The 17,857-nt window shown below is 47.4% G+C and carries 15 protein-coding genes; 7 read left to right on the forward strand and 8 right to left on the reverse strand.

Annotation, left to right across the window (positions count from 1 at the left end; all coding sequences use genetic code 11):
- Positions 1-56: 56 nt before the first annotated feature.
- Positions 57-3,155: an MFS transporter gene (locus tag QUB10_RS16775; protein WP_333203791.1), complete on the reverse strand. Its 3,099-nt coding sequence runs from the start codon at positions 3,153-3,155 to the stop codon at positions 57-59.
- A 317-nt stretch (positions 3,156-3,472) separates the two neighbouring features.
- Here QUB10_RS16775 and QUB10_RS16780 point away from each other — a divergent pair, with 317 nt between their 5' ends.
- Positions 3,473-4,882, forward strand: a complete 1,410-nt coding sequence (locus QUB10_RS16780) for a 2-polyprenyl-6-methoxyphenol hydroxylase-like oxidoreductase (protein WP_333203793.1) — start codon at positions 3,473-3,475, stop codon at positions 4,880-4,882.
- Positions 4,883-5,375: 493 nt separating this feature from the next.
- Here QUB10_RS16780 and QUB10_RS16785 read toward each other — a convergent pair whose 3' ends face one another.
- Positions 5,376-6,257 carry a lysophospholipid acyltransferase family protein gene (locus tag QUB10_RS16785; RefSeq protein WP_333203795.1) on the reverse strand — a complete coding sequence of 294 codons (882 nt, stop codon included), beginning with the start codon at positions 6,255-6,257 and terminating at the stop codon, positions 5,376-5,378.
- A 319-nt stretch (positions 6,258-6,576) separates the two neighbouring features.
- On the opposite strand from QUB10_RS16785, the gene QUB10_RS16790 reads away from it, so the two are divergent.
- Both QUB10_RS16790 and QUB10_RS16795 read left to right on the forward strand, forming a co-directional pair.
- Entirely contained in the window at positions 6,577-6,762 is a 186-nt protein-coding gene (locus QUB10_RS16790; protein WP_333156640.1) for a hypothetical protein, read from the forward strand.
- A gap of 640 nt (positions 6,763-7,402) precedes the next feature.
- Complete coding sequence (locus QUB10_RS16795) at positions 7,403-8,314, forward strand: SH3 domain-containing protein (RefSeq protein WP_333203797.1); 912 nt, start codon at positions 7,403-7,405, stop codon at positions 8,312-8,314.
- Between the two features lie 324 nt (positions 8,315-8,638).
- Here the strand turns inward: QUB10_RS16795 and QUB10_RS16800 are convergent, their stop codons facing one another.
- The 6 genes from QUB10_RS16800 to groES form a co-directional block, all read right to left on the reverse strand.
- Positions 8,639-9,301 (reverse strand): glutathione S-transferase family protein, encoded by a 663-nt coding sequence (locus QUB10_RS16800; RefSeq protein ID WP_333203799.1) that lies wholly within the window; start codon positions 9,299-9,301, stop codon positions 8,639-8,641.
- Positions 9,302-9,362: 61 nt separating this feature from the next.
- Positions 9,363-9,731, reverse strand: coding sequence for a hypothetical protein (locus QUB10_RS16805; RefSeq protein ID WP_333203801.1), 369 nt, complete (start codon positions 9,729-9,731; stop codon positions 9,363-9,365).
- 27 nt (positions 9,732-9,758) lie between these two features.
- A complete protein-coding gene (locus QUB10_RS16810) occupies positions 9,759-10,118 on the reverse strand; it encodes a hypothetical protein (protein WP_333203803.1) in 360 nt (119 codons plus the stop codon).
- A gap of 113 nt (positions 10,119-10,231) precedes the next feature.
- Positions 10,232-10,435 (reverse strand): DUF6888 family protein, encoded by a 204-nt coding sequence (locus QUB10_RS34265; RefSeq protein ID WP_445251906.1) that lies wholly within the window; start codon positions 10,433-10,435, stop codon positions 10,232-10,234.
- A 172-nt stretch (positions 10,436-10,607) separates the two neighbouring features.
- Positions 10,608-12,248, reverse strand: a complete 1,641-nt coding sequence (gene groL, locus QUB10_RS16815) for a chaperonin GroEL (RefSeq protein WP_333203805.1) — start codon at positions 12,246-12,248, stop codon at positions 10,608-10,610.
- A 138-nt stretch (positions 12,249-12,386) separates the two neighbouring features.
- On the reverse strand, positions 12,387-12,698 hold the full coding sequence (gene groES, locus QUB10_RS16820) for a co-chaperone GroES (RefSeq protein WP_332945088.1): 312 nt from the start codon (positions 12,696-12,698) through the stop codon (positions 12,387-12,389).
- 413 nt (positions 12,699-13,111) lie between these two features.
- On the opposite strand from groES, the gene QUB10_RS16825 reads away from it, so the two are divergent.
- The 4 genes from QUB10_RS16825 (at position 13,112) to QUB10_RS16840 (ending at position 17,659) form a co-directional block, all read left to right on the forward strand.
- A complete protein-coding gene (locus tag QUB10_RS16825; protein ID WP_333068660.1) occupies positions 13,112-13,537 on the forward strand; it encodes a ferredoxin in 426 nt (141 codons plus the stop codon).
- 649 nt (positions 13,538-14,186) lie between these two features.
- A complete protein-coding gene (locus QUB10_RS16830) occupies positions 14,187-14,837 on the forward strand; it encodes a response regulator transcription factor (RefSeq protein WP_333203807.1) in 651 nt (216 codons plus the stop codon).
- 338 nt (positions 14,838-15,175) lie between these two features.
- A complete protein-coding gene (locus QUB10_RS16835) occupies positions 15,176-15,697 on the forward strand; it encodes a LabA-like NYN domain-containing protein (protein WP_006633075.1) in 522 nt (173 codons plus the stop codon).
- A gap of 321 nt (positions 15,698-16,018) precedes the next feature.
- The gene (locus tag QUB10_RS16840) at positions 16,019-17,659 is read left to right on the forward strand and encodes a 2-isopropylmalate synthase (RefSeq protein ID WP_333203809.1); all 1,641 of its coding nucleotides are present in this window, start codon (positions 16,019-16,021) and stop codon (positions 17,657-17,659) included.
- The last annotated feature ends 198 nt before the right edge of the window (positions 17,660-17,857 follow it).

The raw sequence follows: 17,857 nt of genomic DNA on the forward strand, positions 1-17,857 counted from the left end.
TCAGTATAAACTCATATCAGGCACTATCTGCAATCCGATCGCAACTTCAGTCTTTTTTATCGGATAACGGCTAAAGCACCGGCGCCAGCAGCAGCAGCGGCCGAAGAAAGAGCGGTGAAAAACAGCCACCAAGAGGCAACTTCTGCGGCTTTCCGGGTTTCTTCGGCTTGTTTTTCGGCTTGCAGTTTGATGCTTTCGAGGCGAAGCTGCGCCTCTTGCTGCAAGCGTTCTGCTCTTTGCAAGACGGTGTTGCGGCTTCTTTCAATTTGGTCGATCAAGCGGTTGGCATCTGCTTCGGAAATGTCCTCGCGAGAACTCATTAGTGCTACTAAAGTATCGCGGTTGAAATGACCCAGCCGATCGCGCAAAGCGTCAAATCCGGCTTGCGGATCGTCAAATAACTTCCGCACGTCCCGCGTAATGCCTTCGTAGTTGAGTTCAGGGCGATCGAGCGAATTGAGGTAATCCCGAATTTTTCCGAGAATCCCGTCAATTACCGACTGAATACCCTCCTGTATTTTCTGAATTTGCATTGCGAACTCGTCGCGCACCGACAAAATTCCATCGACAATGCGATTGGCTTCTGCTTCAGAAATATCCGGCCGCTGAGACAGCAGAGAAACAACTGTAGCTCTATCGATGTGCGACAAGCGCTCGCCCAAACTGTAAGCGCCGACTTTCGGGTCATGCAGCAGCAGTTGCAAGTCGCGCTTGATGGCTTCGGGATTTAACTCATCCTTGCCCGTATTACGCAAATAATCTTCTAAAACACTCTGAAAATCCTGCACTTGGCTTTGCACCCGTTTTGCCAAACGGCGCGGCGCTTTCACAATCGACCCAAGAGTTTCCTGCACTTGGTCGATAATTTGATTGACTTGTTCCTCGCTCAAATCTTGTCTCTGAGAAAGCAGTTTTACCAAAGTATCGCGATCGACTTGAGACAGACGGCCACGCAGCGCTAAAGCTCCTTCTTTGGGATTTTGTAGCAGTTTTGTCAAATCCCGCTGAATCCCTTCAGGATTGAGTTCTGATTTGCCCGTATTGCGGAGGTAATCTGCAAGGGCGGTGGTGGTATTGTCGTACTGATCCTTAGCTTTTTCGGCCAACTTTTGCGGCGTATGCACCGCGCTGTGCCAATTTTCTTCGGCGCTGTCGAGAAGGTGATTTACTTGGTCTTCGCTGAGGTCTTTCCGCTGAGATAGCAATTTTACCAAAGTTTCGCGATCGAACTTAGAAGCTCTAGCTCTCAGCGCCCACATTCCGGCTTCCGGGTTGTCCAGCAGCGTTTTCAAATCGCGCTTGATGCCTTCGGGATTGAGTTCTTCCTTACCCGTAGACTTCAAGTATTCTTGCACTCTTTGCCACTGATTGTCTAGTCGGGCTTGCGCTGCTTCTTGCAGACCTTTAGCATCTGCTAAAACTACATCTCGCGTCCTTTCCAACTCTTGAACAATCTGTTCTACTTCCTGGAATCCGAAGTTTTCGCGACCTCGGAGAATTTGCACAAAACTGTCGCGGGTGTAAGGAGAAAGCCTCGCGCGCAACTGTTCGTAACTAGCATCGGAATCCTCTAAGATTTTTTTGAAATCGCTCCCGATACCTGCTGCTGTCAATTCTTCTTTCGGCGTCAGCTTCAAATAAGTTTCTACCCGCCACTGCAAATCGCGAGATTTTTCTTGCTCCTCGGCAAAGATCACGGTTTGTAAAACTCGCTGTCTAATTGCTTCTAATTCCTGGGAAATTTCTTTAATTTTGTCTTGGGTAAAAACACCTCTACTAGCGAGGATTTCGGCAAAATTAGACTGTTTGAGTTTTTCTAATTCGCGGCGCACAGTTCCCGGATCGGCTGTAGGATCGTAGAGAACGTCCCGAAATTCGCGCTCGATGGCTTGGGGGTTCATCTGCCACGAATAAGTGTTGAGTAGGTAGTTTTCTACGTCGGCACGAATTGGGCTATAAGTTACGGGTTCGCCTTTGACTTGAGCGGTAATTTTATCAGTTTGCTGGGTAACTTTGTCTTTAGCTTCTTTGAGCTGACCGACTACTTTTTCAAGATCCAAGTCAGAAATATCTGTGCGACCCAATACTATTCCCATTAAAGCATTGACTGCCATTGTCGTTGCTTGGGACATCATGGTCGGGCTTTGTCCAGAATTTTGACCGCCCAGATTGCTGAGGGCTTTTTCTACCCGACTTGCCAATTTATCTGAGACCAGATCTCCTGATTTGGCAGATTTGAGATAGTCTACTAATTGGGCGATGCCGTCTGATGGCTGCCCTTGTTTTCCTACTTGTTTCCAAGCATCTTGAAGTTGGTCTACAATCCGGTTTACGTCGCGTTTTGATAAGTCCGATCGCGAACTTACTAAATCTACGAGAGTTTGCCGATCGAGATTCGGCAAATTTTCGGCTGCAATGGTTTTTAGTTGCGGATCGTTGAGCAATTTTTCAAACTCGCTACGCATCCCTTTGATGTCTAATTCCGGCGGTTTGAGGCTTTGGAGGTAATCTTCGACGTTTTCTCGCAAGCTTGTGGGGTCGATCGCGCTACCGAGTTCGTGGCCCACTGCTGCTGCTGCTGCTTTGGCTGTGGCGACTACTTGGTTGCTAGCTGCTTTGGCACCGATAGCCGAGGCTGCGGTGCCGACAATGGCTTGAAAGCCTGATGTCGCGGTGTTGACGACCGAACCAATCAAGGAACCGACGGTGGTGGAACTCACCCAGACAAGCATTGAGAAATAGGTGGCCCAGACGACTAAACCGACGATCGCACCTAAACCGGGACTGCTAATCAAGCTGAGCTTTACTGCAAGCAAGCAAGCAAAGAATAGGGCGATGGTGACGGTAATTAGCGTCCAAGTGCCTACTTTTCGGCCGATGTGGCGGACTGGGGAGCTCCCGCTATCCGAGTGGTGGCCGTCGTCGTGGGATTGTCCCATGTACGAAAGGCCGGCTGCTACTGATAAATTTGTTAGCAAGAGTTGGAAAGCGCAGGCGAGTACCACTCCAGCTATCAAGGCGATAAAAAATTGCGGCCCGGAATAAAGGAGTGCTGCGTCTTCTGCTGTGTTTGTAGTAGTCTGCTCTACTGGCACTTGAGCCAGCCAGAACCCGATGTTATACAGTTGTGGATTTATTGGCAAATTTTGATACATAGTATATTCCTCGTTAAGGAGTGGGTGCGCGCGCTCATTGGCGCGAGTTAACCAATGTATAGTTTTAGACTCATGCCCCCAATGGCAAGCATCGCCTTATTGACGAGCTAAAGCATCCCCCTACAGTTGGAAGTGTAGAAATATGTCTGTGGCGGGCTGTCACTTTAGGAATATTTGTGGTATGTAAGTCTGATTAAAATAATCGCAGAGGAGAATCTGTGGTCGATCGATATTAAGAGTCGGCACACAAGCCCAGACAAATTGTTCAAAATTCATCAACCAATGCCATAGCAAATTAGCTTTCAAGGAATTCGATAGTGCAGCGAGAAAGTCATGCAATTATTATGGGCGGGAGTTTAGCAGGACTGTTGGCCTCTAGAGTATTAGCAAAACACTTCGACCGAGTAAGTATTGTTGAACGAGATTTTTTTCCAGAAAAACCCGCACCTCGCCCTGGGATTCCTCAATCTCGTCATCTTCACATCCTTTTAAATCGGGGGAAAATCATCCTCGAAGAGTTTTTTCCCGGCTTAGAAAACGAACTGGTAGCTGCTGGTGCTCCTAGTTTAGATCCGAAGTCGATCGGGTGGTTTAGTCCGGCGGGTTGGGCCCCGCAATTTAGCCCGGATCTAAATGATGTAATTATGTTCAGTCGGGATTTACTTGATTGGCAAATTCGCCGCCGCTTGGCTGAAAATACGAACGTACATTTCCTCGAAGGAGGCACAGTAAGGGGGTTTCTGGCGAATGCCTCGCGCACGGAGATTGCTGGGGTATCGGTGCGTTTTCGCGATCGCCACAACCCTGGTAACATCCATACAGAGAATTTGTATGCAGATTTAGTAGTCGATGCTAGTGGCAAAGTTTCCAAAACACCTCAATGGTTGAAAAGTTTGGGTTATGAACCTCCGCAAGAAACCGTTATCAATGCTTTTGTCGGCTATGCCACCCGCATCTATAAATGCAGCGGTAAATTGTCAGAAACAGCGCCAGTATTTGTATCACCAGGGCCGCCGTTCCGCACCCGTGGCGGTGCACTTTTCCCGATCGAAGCCAATCGCTGGCTGGTGGGTTTCGCTGGGGGCGATCGCGATTATCCCCCCACAGACGAAGCAGGTTTTCTAGAATTTGCCCGCAGTCTGCCAACCCCGACAATTTATCATGGAATTAAAGATGCAGAAGCCATCACACCTATTTATAGTTATCGAGGTACAGAAAACCGTTTGCGCCACTACGATCGCCTCTCCCGCTATCCTGAAAATTTGGCAGTTATCGGTCATGCAGTTTGCGCTTTCAACCCAGTTTATGGCCAGGGAATGACCGTTGCTGCACTGGATGCTCAGATGCTAGATGAATGTTTGCAAAAGCAAAGAGAGCGGTATCCAGAAGGAGATTTAACAGGCTTTGCGCGACAATTTCAACAAAAACTAGCAAAATTACATACAATTCCTTGGACATTTGCCATCAGTCAGGATTCTCGCTATCCGGGAAGTGAAGGTGCAAAACTAAACCTTGCTACGCGGCTGACAATTGATTACATGGATTTGGTGTTAAAAGTGCTGGTCGGAGATGCTAAAGTTTGTCAAGCATTTTTGGAAGTTCTGCACATGATTGAGTCGCCGGCTGTACTTTTTTCTCCCAGTATTGCGCTGAAGGCGATCGGGCAATTACTCACTGTTCGGCAGAAGGCAGAATTAAGATCGAGAGTTTATACAGAATCAGGTTAGTTTTGCCAATTCTATTTTTTTTTCGCCGAGGAAGGAAGATAAAGCCAGATGAAATCCTATTCATCTGCGTTGATTTAACCTGATATGATGTCCGCTACAACCTGCATGATAAAAAGGATCACTTTGGCGACTGCGGTTTTCGGGTATTTCACGTAATTAAGATGGGTGAAATCCGATTTAGGATCGCGAATTAAATAACTTACAATTTTAATTGTTATTGTGGGATGGGCGTCCCGCACGTCCTTTTTGGACGGGCGGGACGCCCATCCCACTTTCAAGAGTGGAAGTTATTTAATTCTCATTCCTTAGTACCGCAATTTTAGGTTTTTGAAATAAACCTAATGGATTGATTTCAAAAAATGTTTGTAGTCACGACTTACCCACAGGACTCAAGAAACCTGTTTTTTTACTCATATCCCTCGCGCTTCACGCTATATTGTCGTAAAAAAAAATCGATTTCTGCAGCCTAGAATAATATAGACTTGTGCAATTGTCACTTGCCAGCCAAACAATCTAATTGTTCTTGCATTTGGGCGGTAACTCGATCGAAACAAGCATCAACATAATCGCGATCGCGCGCCGCCTCCGAACCGTACCTCTCAAATACAATAGGTTCGCAGACGCGAGTCCGAATTTGCACGGGTAAAGGCAAGTTCGGCAAAGGCCCAATACTCAATCCCCAAGGCAATCCCAAATATACCGGAAATACCACCGGATCGATGCCCAACAACCACGGCATCCCCCATTCATGCAATTGCTTAACTTGTTCGTACAAATCTGCCAAAACTATCAAAGTATCGTGGGCACCGTGCGATACAATCGGTACAATTGGCACTTCTTCTCGCAATGCTAATTTGATAAATCCCTTGCGTCCAGCAAAGTAGATTCGATCGCGCAAGTGGTGGGGGCGAAAAACATCTTGGGCGCCGCCCGGATAGACGAGAACTGGGGCATTTTTTCGCAAAGCTGCGATCGCCATTTTCGGATGCGCCTTGAGAGCACCACACTGAACCGCCATGCTAGCAACATCAGGAGAAACTTCCCAAACCGTGGGGTGCATCAATCCATAGGCCAAGCGTTCCGTGCCGTACCTGCGGAACCATTCGTATAGGAACATAAACATATCAGGAGCGGCAAGTCCCCCGTTGTGAGAACCGACAACGAGCATTTTTCCGCTCGCGGGGACGTGGTGCCAGCCGTCGCTTTCTACGCGAAAATAGTAGCGGTACAGCCATTCCCAGAATGGCAGCCAAAACTGAATGAAGTCGGGATTGCGATCGTCTAAAGATAGACCGTCAAAGGGATATTTAGAGGATTTGCCGTTTTTTTTGTTAGTAGTTTTTGTCACTGGAAAAATATTTAACGCTTTGGTCATTATATAGCAGAAGGAAGAAAGCTTTAACTCTGGAAGAGAGAAGGGTTTAGTTATTTGGGAAAGCAGGAACAAGGGAGGAGATTAATTGGGCTTTGACTATCATTGTGCGTAACATCATCCCGATCGCCCTGCGAAAAAAAAATTTTTCCTATCATTAATAGGCTCCCATTCCAAAGGAATATGCCGCATTAGTTTCAGCAATTGAAAACCTCATAAACATCGAGTGCGGTTGCTATAGCAATATAATTAAATCAGAATTAGCGCAACTATTTGGTTTCTGATTTGAGCGGGCTGCTTTTGTTCGGAGGTTTTGTGCTGGTTGTCTCCACAGGAACAAAACCGTTTGCAAACAGCTACAGCAACTGTCGCCGATGGCGGGGTGGCTTTAGCCACAAAAACACAACTGTGCCTCAAGCCGATAAGTTTCCGTTTTGGAAGATTTTATCAAATTGACCCCAGCCATCGCGTCAATGCTAGCGATTGGCGCTGTTTGCCACAATTTTAATAGTTGTGGACGCACGTACTACGATTTTGTGTCGGAAGATAAAGTAGTGAAGCAATCTCAAACCCTTGATTTAACGCCCTTGAGTGCGTAAGTCCTGTTTAAGTAAGGTACGATCGACAGTGGAGTTATGTGAGCGCGATCGAAGAACTGTATCCGGCTTGTGCCAGCCCACTACGACGATGGGGTCGATCGCGCCCATCGCCTGTCACTCAGAATCTGGGACTATCTCCAGCACAATCTCGCTCTCGAATCTGCCAATAATTCACATGAAATGTAGCCCCATATTACTCAACTGCAACAACTGACAGCTAAATGGTTTAACGAACACAACAAATGACTTGCAGTCCTAGTAAACTGTCCCGCATTTAAACACTTAACTGTTTACTTTTCCCGTCTACCATTCCCCGACTCGGACACTCTCGCCTTCTCCCTCCCCCGCTCTGCCATAATGAGTCATTTATCGGCGTAGCAGCTTTATTTGTCTTCGCTCAACTCACCAAACATTAAAATATATAAATTAAACTTGACTTGCGGTCATAAAAAAGTTATATAAAGCTTTTTTGTGGAAGACAAATCGATTTTTTTGCTATATTGACCTGCAATTAAGATAATGATTGTGGTTAAGTGAGGATTTGAACGGATGAAAAACTTGAATTGCTGGAATAAGCCCGCTGCAGTGCTGGGCGCGATCGCGATCGTAGCCGGAAGTTTGCAGGCGAATGCCATCGGTGTTGCCGCCCCATCAACATCCACTGTCAGTCAAGATGCGGAAAATATTTCCTTTGAAGATAGCGCCACGTTTCAAATAGCCCAGGCTGGCAACCTTTGCCGCAAAGTCACTCCCAAAGAAGGTTTGACCGTTCGCCAGAACCCAGACCCCAAATCCCCTAGAGTTGGCGGGGTACCACTTAATACTCAGGTAATGCTGTCCCAAGGCGCTACTTCTGTTAAAGCCTCCGACGGTCGCCTCTGGATTCAAATTACCGCTCCCGTCACAGGGTATGTGGCTAGCGGATATCCCAACAACGAGGCTAATTTAGGTTCGTGCACGACAGCCAGCACAATTAGTCAAACTCCTTCCCCTAGTCCAGCACCGGCACCAGCACCAGCACCGGCACCGGCACCCGCAGCGACGCCAGCACCAGCACCAGCACCAGCACCAGCACCAGCACCAGCACCAGCACCAGCACCAGCGCCAGCACCAGCACCAGCACCAGCACCAGCACCAGCACCAGCGCCAGCGCCAGCACCAGCGCCTGCACCAGCGCCCGCACCAGCGCCCGCACCAGCGCCCGCACCAGCACCTGCAACGGGCCCAGTAAGCCTGTGCCGACAAGTAGAACCTCGCGTAGCGCCGAGGGGTCTAGCTATCCGCACTGAGCCTTCAAGGACTGCTGCGGTTAAAGGCGGTGTACCGGCTAACGGTCAAGTAACGCTTGTACCGAATTTCCAGTTAGTGAAAGATAAGAATGGAGAAAACCGCAATTGGGTTGAGATTTCAGCCCCTGTGGCCGGATTCATCTCCGCTGGAAATTTGATCATGTGCAAGTAAACTTCTGAGTTCGATCGCTCTTTTTGACTAAAAGAGCGATCGACACCGAAAATAGTTTTAAGATTGTCGCGCAGCAAGCGAACAACGCGGAACCCAGATTGCTTCGATGACTTACCCAGGAATAACTTATTTCTGTCGCGAGTCAGAGTTTTGCTGCGATATCTTTGGGGTTGGAGACGGTAATTTTGCGATCGCCCAGGAACTGTTTGACGCTAATTGATTCGTAGTTCGATCGGGCTGTGGGCTGCCCCATTGCTGCGATGGGAATTTGGATCCAGGCGAAAACAGCAAGGAAAAAGAGCGATCGCTTCACAATTGATTTGTTCAGGAGGCTTGAGATTGTGCGAGAAACTTTTGTCTCCGAGATGCGAAAGCTGCCAAATCTGCCTCGGTGAATTGAGTTTGCTGCCATGAGGGGCGGGCCAGCAGTCGATCGCACCAAGCTTGAATTTTAGGATAGCCGTCTAGGGACACATCAACCCAAGATAGCAAGGGCACGACGGTGCCGGCAACGCACTCGGCAAACGTGACACTGTTGCTAGCGAAAAAAGGGCGATCGTCCAACAAACCTTCAAAGAATTTCAACACAGTATCGACTTTTTCCTTAGCCTTTGCGATTTCCTGCGCTTGGGGAGTTCCCCATCCCATTTTTTCACTGCTGAGGGGGTAAAGTGCCGGCGCAAGTTCGTTAACCGTGACCAATTCTACCATCCTCACAACTGCCAAATCTTTCGGTTCTTTTGGCAACATTGCCGGTTCTGGATACTTCGTTTCTAGATAGTCAAGAATTGCCAGAGACTCGACGACGGTGAAGTCATCATCGACTACAACAGGGATGCGGCGAAAAGGATTCATTGCGATAAAGTCTGGCTGTAAGTTATCGCCGTCCAAGTGGATTTCTACTAATTCAAAGTCGAGGTTTTTTTCTAGGAGGGCGATCCACACGCGGCGGGAGTTGGCGGAAATGGGAGTGTGGTAAAGTTTCATGGCGGTTGCTATAATCAAAATATCATCATAACAAACTTCTAAAGATGCTATAATTGGCTGATTATTGGCTGATAGTGACTTCCTGACGCACAGACGAGGTAATAGCCTCTACTAGAAATAACCGCTCGCTAACTGACAAGTTAAGCGTTAATTTTACTAATTCTTGAAAAGATAAATCTTGTGAGTTTTCCGAATAATTATCATTTCGATAGGGCGAAAAACTATCATCAGAACTTAAAGGTTTGGTATTCTGATCTAAAGTTGTCGTCATGTCTGCGTGGAGAAGCTCTAAAAATTTAATATCGTTCCCTAGATCGGCAGCCTCATCCTCATCTACATCTTCAATTACTTGCAAACGTTCTTGATAGGCATTGATTTGATGTTCAATGGCTTCTATAATAAACCTTAAATCTTTAAATGATAGATTCATGTTAGCTTACTATCCTATAAATCACCTCTACAGGTAGTATGAGGGCTCGATTTCAGAGTCATCGTCAGAGGTACGTTCGGCACGAATCTCGTCCATAATTTCCTGAAAATCTGGATCGTCTTTAAACACACCCGAAAATTGCATCCAGGTGGGTTCTGAAGCCTGAATCGGTACTTCCCAGGAAATAGCTTCAATATGCTTAAGTCTTTCTAACAAAGTGGTTTGAAGTTGGGTAATGGCTTCTTCCCGAGTTGCTGCTTCAACTCGACAGTGCGGAAACTCGAAAACAGAAGCAGAAACCTGTCCTGATGAGAGAGTTTCTAACAGGAGTGTCACTTTCCATTGGCTAGATGGTTGGGATTGCAATACATTTAAGCTTGTTACCATGTTTAAATCACGCTTTTTAAGTGCTGTCTTGATTGTATCGCAGAAAAAAAAATCCCTCACCATTTCAGGCAAGGGGCGATCGCTTTTTTAGAGCTAACTCGTCTTCAGTTGCTCTAATTTTTGTCTAACAAAGAACCATCGCGATCGATTTCTATCTCTATATTATCTCCTGCCAGTATAAATAGATTACCTGTTCGCTCGTCTAGGCAGATGAAAACAGGGATGGTGAATTTATTGGTTAAGGATTGACATAGTATGACACACTTGATGCTTTGTTCAGCAGTTGGCAGGTTCATTTTAACTCCAAAAGTTTTCATTAACGGTTACGCGGGGTTAGGTTTTTGGGTATAACCTAGCTGAGTACAGAGGCACGGGGCCTTAGAGATTGTGCGTTTAGTTAATGTCGCTTTAGAGTTGTTATGCCTATGCTAAAAACCGTTACCAATATAACAGGGCGGGCCCTAAAGCCCGCCCCATCAAACTATCGACTTAGTAATCGAAGTCGCCGCCGCCCATGCCGCCGCCAGCGCCTGCAGCAGCGCCATCCTTCGGTTCAGGCTTGTCAACGACGATGCACTCGGTTGTCAGCACCATGCCAGCAATAGATGCTGCATTTTGCAGAGCAGAACGAGTCACCTTCGCAGGGTCAACGATACCAGCTTCAAACATATCGACAAACTCATTTGTCGCTGCGTTGAAACCAACGTTGAACGGCTTTTCTTTGACGCGCTCAGCAATGACAGCGCCATTCAAACCAGCATTTTCAGCAATCCGCTTCAGAGGAGCAGCCAGAGCCCGTGCCACAATCAATGCACCGGTCAATTCTTCGCCCTTGAGATTGCTATTAGCCCACTCTTCCAATTGAGGAGTCAGGTGAGCCAAAGTTGTACCGCCACCGGGGACAATGCCTTCTTCTACAGCAGCTTTGGTTGCGTTGATCGCATCTTCAAGACGCAGTTTGCGATCCTTCATTTCTGTTTCGGTAGCCGCGCCGACTTTGATGACTGCGACGCCACCAGCCAATTTGGCCAAACGTTCTTGCAGCTTTTCTTTGTCGTAGGAAGACTCGGTTTCGTCCATTTGACGGCGAATTTGTTCGCAGCGAGATTTGACTGCGACTTCGTTACCTTCGGCAACAATTGTGGTGCTGTCTTTGGTGATGGTGACGCGGCGAGCTTTGCCGATTACTTCCAGCTTGGTGTTTTCCAGTTTCAAACCGGCATCTTCGGTGATCAGTTGACCGCCGGTCAATACGGCGATATCTTCTAACATGGCTTTGCGTCGATCGCCAAAACCAGGTGCTTTAACAGCAGTCACGTTCAACACACCGCGCAGTTTGTTGACAACGAGGGTAGCTAAAGCTTCTTTCTCAATGTCTTCTGCAATGATCAACAGCGGGCGGCCAGAACGGGCTACTTGTTCGAGCACTGGTACTAAGTCTTGTACCAAGCCGATTTTCTTGTCTGTCAGCAAGATGAAGGGTTCTTCGAGAATCGCTTCCATCCGTTCGGTGTCGGTGACAAAGTAGGGAGAAATGTAGCCTTTGTCGAAGCGCATCCCTTCGGTGATTTCCAATTCGGTGGTCATAGACTTCCCTTCTTCCAGGGAAATCACGCCTTCTTTGCCCACCTTGTCCATTGCGTTAGCAATCATTTGGCCGACTTCATCGTCGTTACCAGCAGAGATGGAGCCGACTTGAGCGATGGCTTTGGAATCTTCTACTTGTTTGGCGTGTTCGGCAATTTTTTCTACCAAAAACGTGGTTGCTTTGTCAACACCGCGCTTGAGGGCGATCGCATTTGCGCCGGCTGCTACGTTACGCAGACCTTCTTTGACCATTGCGTGAGCCAAAACGGTAGCAGTTGTTGTACCGTCGCCTGCTGCGTCGTTGGTTTTGGAAGCTGCTTGACGGATCAAGGCAACGCCTGTATTTTCTACGTGGTCTTCTAGTTCGATTTCTTTGGCGATGGTAACACCGTCATTGACGATCTGAGGAGCTCCGAATTTCTTTTCGAGAACCACGTTACGGCCTTTGGGGCCGAGGGTTACGGCCACTGCTTCGGCCAAAATGTCCATACCGCGTTCGAGGGCGCGACGTGCATTTTCGTTGTAGATGATACGCTTAGCCATAGTTTTTGGGGATGAGAGGGTTTGAGATTTTGGATTGGGGATGATGGATTTTAGTCATTTGCCCCGTGTCATTAGTTGTTTGGCGGCGTTCGCTTTAAACTAATGACTGATGACTAAGGACTGATGACTAATGATTAATTAGTTAACGATCGCCAGAATGTCTTTTTCTGCAAGCAAGACGTATTCGTCTGTGCCGAGTTTGATGTCGGTGCCGGCGTACTTCGAGTAGAGAACTTTGTCGCCGACTTTGACTTCCATTTCAATGCGGGTGCCGTCGTCATTGCGCTTGCCGGGGCCCACGGCCGCGACTTCGCCTACTTGGGGCTTTTCCTTAGCTGTGTCGGGCAGAAGGATGCCGCCGGCGGTTTTTTCTTCGCTAGCGCTTACTTTCACGAACACGCGCTCGCCTAACGGTTTAACGGTAGAAACACTCAGTGATACTGCTGCCATAAATAAATCTCCAGATTACAGATTGTCGTGAGTCAGTCGTCAGGGGTCACGATGAAAGCAACAGCGGACTACTTACAACTGACATATTAGCACTCTCGGCTCCTGAGTGCTAATTTAGCTTTAGTCAGGGGCGATCGCAACTTACTTGTCAGTACGGGTTCCCGAACCGAGAATGAGTAGGAGGCAAAGAGAGGGAGAGGGGGAGAGGGGGAGAGAGGGAGAGGGAGAGAGGGAGAGGGGGAGAGAGCTAGAAGCGAAAAAGCCCGGATTTCGACTGGTTATGCCTTTAAAACTTGCCTCTTGCTTGCCCTCAATTTCTGAATAGTAAAAAACCTACCCTTGAGACGGGAGGGAGTGGGGGCTGTGATGATGACTTTCGATCGCTAACCAATTACTTTTGATTGATGAAGACAATGACAGAAAATAACGAGGAATCTTGCAGCCAAGGCTTGAGCGCTTGCGTCCAAAGCCTGGGAATCGCTCAAATCGAGCGGCATATTTTTATCTGTGCCGACCAAACCGTGCCCAAGTGCTGCGATCGGCAAACCAGTCTGGAGGCGTGGAATTACTTAAAAAAACGCTTGCAAGAATTGGGGCTCGACAAGCCAAGTGCCACTCGACCAACCTGCGTTTTTCGCACGAAAGCTAATTGCCTGCGAGTGTGCGCGTCTGGCCCGATTATGGTAGTCTATCCAGACGGAGTGTGGTATCGCGACGTTACTCCACCCGTCATTGAGAGAATTATTCAGGAACATCTCCTAAACTCAAAGGTCGTTCAAGAATACGCTTTCTTGACTCATCCTTTGCCTGTGCCTTCTGAGGCCCAGCCAAACATTTAAGTGTAGCGCTGTTTAAAGTACAGGGTTATAGGTAAAGTGTTAAATTTAAGGTTAAGGGTGAGAAATTTAGACGGTTGGGCGTCCGGGCGATCGCACCTGCTACAGCTCAATAAAACTGTAGTTAGGTTCTTGTCTTCCTTGTGCGCCTTCCCGTGTTCCTTGTGTTTCTCAAAAGGTACAGTAAAAAAAATCGATCGGAGTAACTGTGAAATTTTGTGCAAAAATTTCTCAGTGGCCGACACTAAGCAGGTTGCCAAACTACACTAGAAACAGTTAAATACGTAAGTAGGGAGTCTGCTTAAATTTCTCTATATCAGAAGTATCATTTAAAACCGGGGCATTAACCTGAAATTGAACCGATCGAGATTAAATATTTAACTTGGGCTCTGTTACGGAATCTCCAATCAATCAAGGCCGATCTTGACAGGGCGATCGTCCATTACTGGTTTTGGCTGCGTTCCAGGTCGTAAGACACTCACAAACAGCCGTCGATTACAGGTTGGGAAGCGGTAATACCCGCCCCGCTTTCCCTCACCGCCATCCCTTCAGTCGATCGCCGTCCTCCACCCCCAGCCGGGTGGCGGGGGACTGACGGAAAAAACAGAAGTGAAAACAAGGAAGCGTGCGGGATACTTTAGCGGGAATAAACATGACAAAGGACAATAATTCAGGAGAGCAAAAACGGCTGATGCTGGTTGACGACGACCCCAACTTGATCTTGCTGGTCAAGGACTACTTGGAGTTTCGGGGTTACAACGTCATTACAGCAGAAAACGGCAGAGACGCTCTGGAAAAACTAGAACAAGAAGTTCCCGACTTGATTATCTGCGATGTGATGATGCCGGAAATGGACGGCTACACTTTAGTCAAACACATCAGAGAAGACCCTCGCACTAACTGGATTCCGGTTCTTTTCTTGTCCGCAAAAGGTCAAAGTTCAGACCGAGTAAAAGGCTTGAGCACTGGGGCGGACGTTTATATAGTCAAGCCTTTTGAACCAGAAGAACTGGTAGCCCAAGTAGAATCTTCTCTGAAAGCAGCCTCCCGCTTGATTGGCCACTCAAATCCAGGTATAGAGAGTGGCACAAAAATTAAGGCGCGCCGCAATGTCGAATTGACTCCCACTGAGTTAAAGGTGGTACAGTTGCTAGCGCAGGGTATGGCAAACCGCCAGATCGCAGACGTGATGAATGTCAGCCAGCGGACTATCGAAAGCCACGTCAGCAATATGCTGGGCAAAACAGGTCTGCACAACCGGACAGAGTTAGCTCGCTGGGCTCTTGAAAGCAAAAAGGCTTGAGCGGAGGTAGTCTGCGCTATGAAATCAGGGGAGCAAAATCTACTGCTATGCGCTGGGCGTATGCCTGCTTGGCGGTAGGGCGGTGGGCGCGGTAGTTTGAAGGCGCCATTAACCTTGACACGGCAGCCGGTATTGAGTTACTAGGCGTATAGTTTGTGAGGGCCCCTCGCTCAAATGCAAGCAGGGTTAAAAGAACCCTCTGGCGGTAGAGCCGAAAATATGAAATACTGGGGAGATGGAGTTTTCTGAAGTCTAATCTATTGCCTCAGTTAGCTCCATGTTGCTAAAATGTGATATTTAGATTAACTTCTTTCTACAATTATTAGGTCTAAGTTTCTATGACAAACTTAATGAACCGCCTTTCTATTTTTGTGGACGGGAACAATATGTTCTACGCTCAACAAAAGAACGGTTGGTTTTTTGATCCTCGCAGGGTGCTCGAATATTTCAAAACTTCGCAGCCGAATGTCATCTTGATCAATGCTTTCTGGTATACGGGTCTGAAAGACCCCCAAGATCAAAGGGGATTTCGAGATGCTTTGATCAGTCTGGGTTACACGGTTCGCACTAAAATTCTTAAGGAATATTACGACGATGCTTCGGGCAGATATTCTCAAAAGGCTAATTTAGACATAGAGATTGTGGTTGATATGTTTAATACCGTGGATCAATACGACCAAGTTGTGCTGTTTAGCGGGGATGGGGATTTTGAGCGGGCGATCGAACTGCTCCGCTCGAAAAATACTCATATTACTGTGGTATCAACCGAAGGAATGATTGCTAGAGAGTTACGAAATGCTACAGATAGGTATATAGACCTAAATGAAATTAGGGAACATATCGAGAAGATGGATTATTAGTCATTAGTCAGTAGTTATTAGTCATTAGTCATTAGTCATTAGTTAGTAGTTATTAGTCAGCAGTTATGGGTTATGGGTTATGGGTTATTAATTATTCGTTATTGGCGCGAAACACGGGACTGGTGCCCCCGCCCAAAAACGCATACTTGCTTTCCGATAGGAGCCGCCAGTAGCCCAAAATTTTAGACTAAGGTTCAAGTTCCCAGATTCATCTGTGGAGTAAATCTAAAATCTAAAATCTAAAATCTAAAATCGACTGGCTGGAGGCTAAAAATCCAGAAAAACGGACAAGTAAAAATCAGGAAAACACTTTTTAGAGCTATGAAAACTCAACCAAGTCAAGACCGGATTATTATTTTCGATACGACTTTGCGGGACGGAGAACAATCTCCGGGTGCTTCTCTGAATGTGGATGAAAAGCTGACTATTGCCCGCCAGTTAGCGAGATTGGGCGTGGATGTGATTGAAGCGGGTTTCCCTTTCACCAGCACGGGAGATTTCGAGGCAGTCCAAAAAATAGCCCGATCGGTTGGCACGGAAGATGGGCCGACAATTTGCGGTTTAGCACGGGCGAGAAAGCCGGATATTAAAACAGCAGCCGAGGCTCTCAAACCCGCCGTAAATTCGCGAATTCATACGTTTCTGGCTACGTCCGATATTCACTTGGAGTATAAGCTGAAAAAGACGCGGGCTGAGGTTCTGGAAATTGTGCCGGAAATGGTGGCTTACGCTAAGTCTTTTGTGGATGATGTGGAGTTTTCGCCGGAAGATGCTTGTCGATCGGAACCGGAGTTTTTGTATCAGGTTCTAGAACGGGCGATCGCAGCGGGTGCGACTACTGTTAATATTCCCGATACTGTCGGCTACACGACTCCGAGCGAATTTGGGGCTTTGATTCGCGGAATTAAGGAAAATGTGCCGAATATCGATCGCGCAATTATTTCTGTTCACGGTCACAATGACTTAGGATTGGCAGTTGCTAACTTTTTGGAAGCTGTGAAAAATGGCGCCAGACAGTTAGAATGCACGATTAACGGGATTGGCGAACGGGCGGGAAATGCGGCTCTGGAAGAGTTGGTAATGGCGCTTTACGTGCGGCGTCAATATTATAATCCGTTCTTGGGCCGGCCTGCCGATTCTGAGGAACCGCTGACAAATATTGACTCGCGCCAAATTTATAAAACTTCCCGCTTGGTTTCCAATTTGACGGGGATGTTGGTGCAGCCAAATAAGGCGATTGTCGGGGCAAATGCTTTCGCTCACGAGTCGGGAATTCACCAAGACGGGGTGCTGAAAAATAAGCGGACATACGAGATTATGGACGCTGAGTCGATCGGCTTGACTGAAAATCAAATCGTGCTGGGTAAATTGTCGGGGCGCCACGCTTTCCACACTCGCTTGAAAGAGTTGGGTTTTGAAATGGCCGACGATGAGCTAAATAAGGCTTTTGTCAAGTTTAAAGATTTGGCAGACAAGAAAAAAGAGATTACGGATTGGGATTTAGAGGCGATCGCCAATAACGAAGTGCACCAAGCACCGGAACTTTTCCGCTTAGAATTGGTGCAAGTTTCTTGCGGCGACAAATCTCGCCCGACAGCAACTGTCACTGTGCGGAATCCGGCGGGTGAAGAATTGACCGATGCTGCGATCGGCACTGGGCCTGTGGATGCGATTTACAGGGCAATTAACCGGGTGGTAAACGTACCGAACGAGTTGATCGAGTTTTCTGTACAATCGGTAACAGCGGGCATAGATGCGATCGGGGAAGTAACAATTCGCTTGCGCCACGAAGGCAAAGTATTTTCCGGTCACTCGGCAAATACCGACATTATCGTAGCGTCCGCAGAAGCATACATCAGCGCTTTAAATCGCCTGTATCAGGCATTGCAGCATAGTGCTGAAAAATCCTCCGAACAGCCAACTCCGATCAGAAATGAAGTTGTTGCAGAAGCACAGCGCTGATAAATTTCTTGTCAGCCCTTTTTCTTGAAACCAACCGCAGACGAACGCACATAACAGCAGATATATCTAAATAAATCTGCGTTAATCCGCGTTCATCTGCGGTTAAAAATTAAAATCTTTTTTAGGATCGCGAATTAAATAACTTACAATTTTAATTGTTATTGTGGGATGGGCGTCTCGCCCGTCCAAAAAGGACGG

Source organism: Microcoleus sp. B5-D4 (genome assembly GCF_036705145.1).
Classification (GTDB): domain Bacteria; phylum Cyanobacteriota; class Cyanobacteriia; order Cyanobacteriales; family Microcoleaceae; genus Microcoleus.

What these genes read in the sequence shown, in the direction of transcription:
- QUB10_RS16810 (WP_333203803.1), bottom strand. Translation starts at nt 10,118, where the DNA reads ATGGTAACAAGCTTAAATGTATTGCAATCCCAACCATCTAGCCAATGG.
- groES (WP_332945088.1), bottom strand. Translation starts at nt 12,698, where the DNA reads ATGGCAGCAGTATCACTGAGTGTTTCTACCGTTAAACCGTTAGGCGAG.
- QUB10_RS16775 (WP_333203791.1), bottom strand. Translation starts at nt 3,155, where the DNA reads ATGTATCAAAATTTGCCAATAAATCCACAACTGTATAACATCGGGTTC.
- QUB10_RS16800 (WP_333203799.1), bottom strand. Translation starts at nt 9,301, where the DNA reads ATGAAACTTTACCACACTCCCATTTCCGCCAACTCCCGCCGCGTGTGG.
- groL (WP_333203805.1), bottom strand. Translation starts at nt 12,248, where the DNA reads ATGGCTAAGCGTATCATCTACAACGAAAATGCACGTCGCGCCCTCGAA.
- QUB10_RS16795 (WP_333203797.1), top strand. Translation starts at nt 7,403, where the DNA reads ATGAAAAACTTGAATTGCTGGAATAAGCCCGCTGCAGTGCTGGGCGCG.
- QUB10_RS16840 (WP_333203809.1), top strand. Translation starts at nt 16,019, where the DNA reads ATGAAAACTCAACCAAGTCAAGACCGGATTATTATTTTCGATACGACT.
- QUB10_RS16825 (WP_333068660.1), top strand. Translation starts at nt 13,112, where the DNA reads ATGACAGAAAATAACGAGGAATCTTGCAGCCAAGGCTTGAGCGCTTGC.
- QUB10_RS16835 (WP_006633075.1), top strand. Translation starts at nt 15,176, where the DNA reads ATGACAAACTTAATGAACCGCCTTTCTATTTTTGTGGACGGGAACAAT.
- QUB10_RS16805 (WP_333203801.1), bottom strand. Translation starts at nt 9,731, where the DNA reads ATGAATCTATCATTTAAAGATTTAAGGTTTATTATAGAAGCCATTGAA.
- QUB10_RS16785 (WP_333203795.1), bottom strand. Translation starts at nt 6,257, where the DNA reads ATGACCAAAGCGTTAAATATTTTTCCAGTGACAAAAACTACTAACAAA.
- QUB10_RS34265 (WP_445251906.1), bottom strand. Translation starts at nt 10,435, where the DNA reads ATGAAAACTTTTGGAGTTAAAATGAACCTGCCAACTGCTGAACAAAGC.
- QUB10_RS16830 (WP_333203807.1), top strand. Translation starts at nt 14,187, where the DNA reads ATGACAAAGGACAATAATTCAGGAGAGCAAAAACGGCTGATGCTGGTT.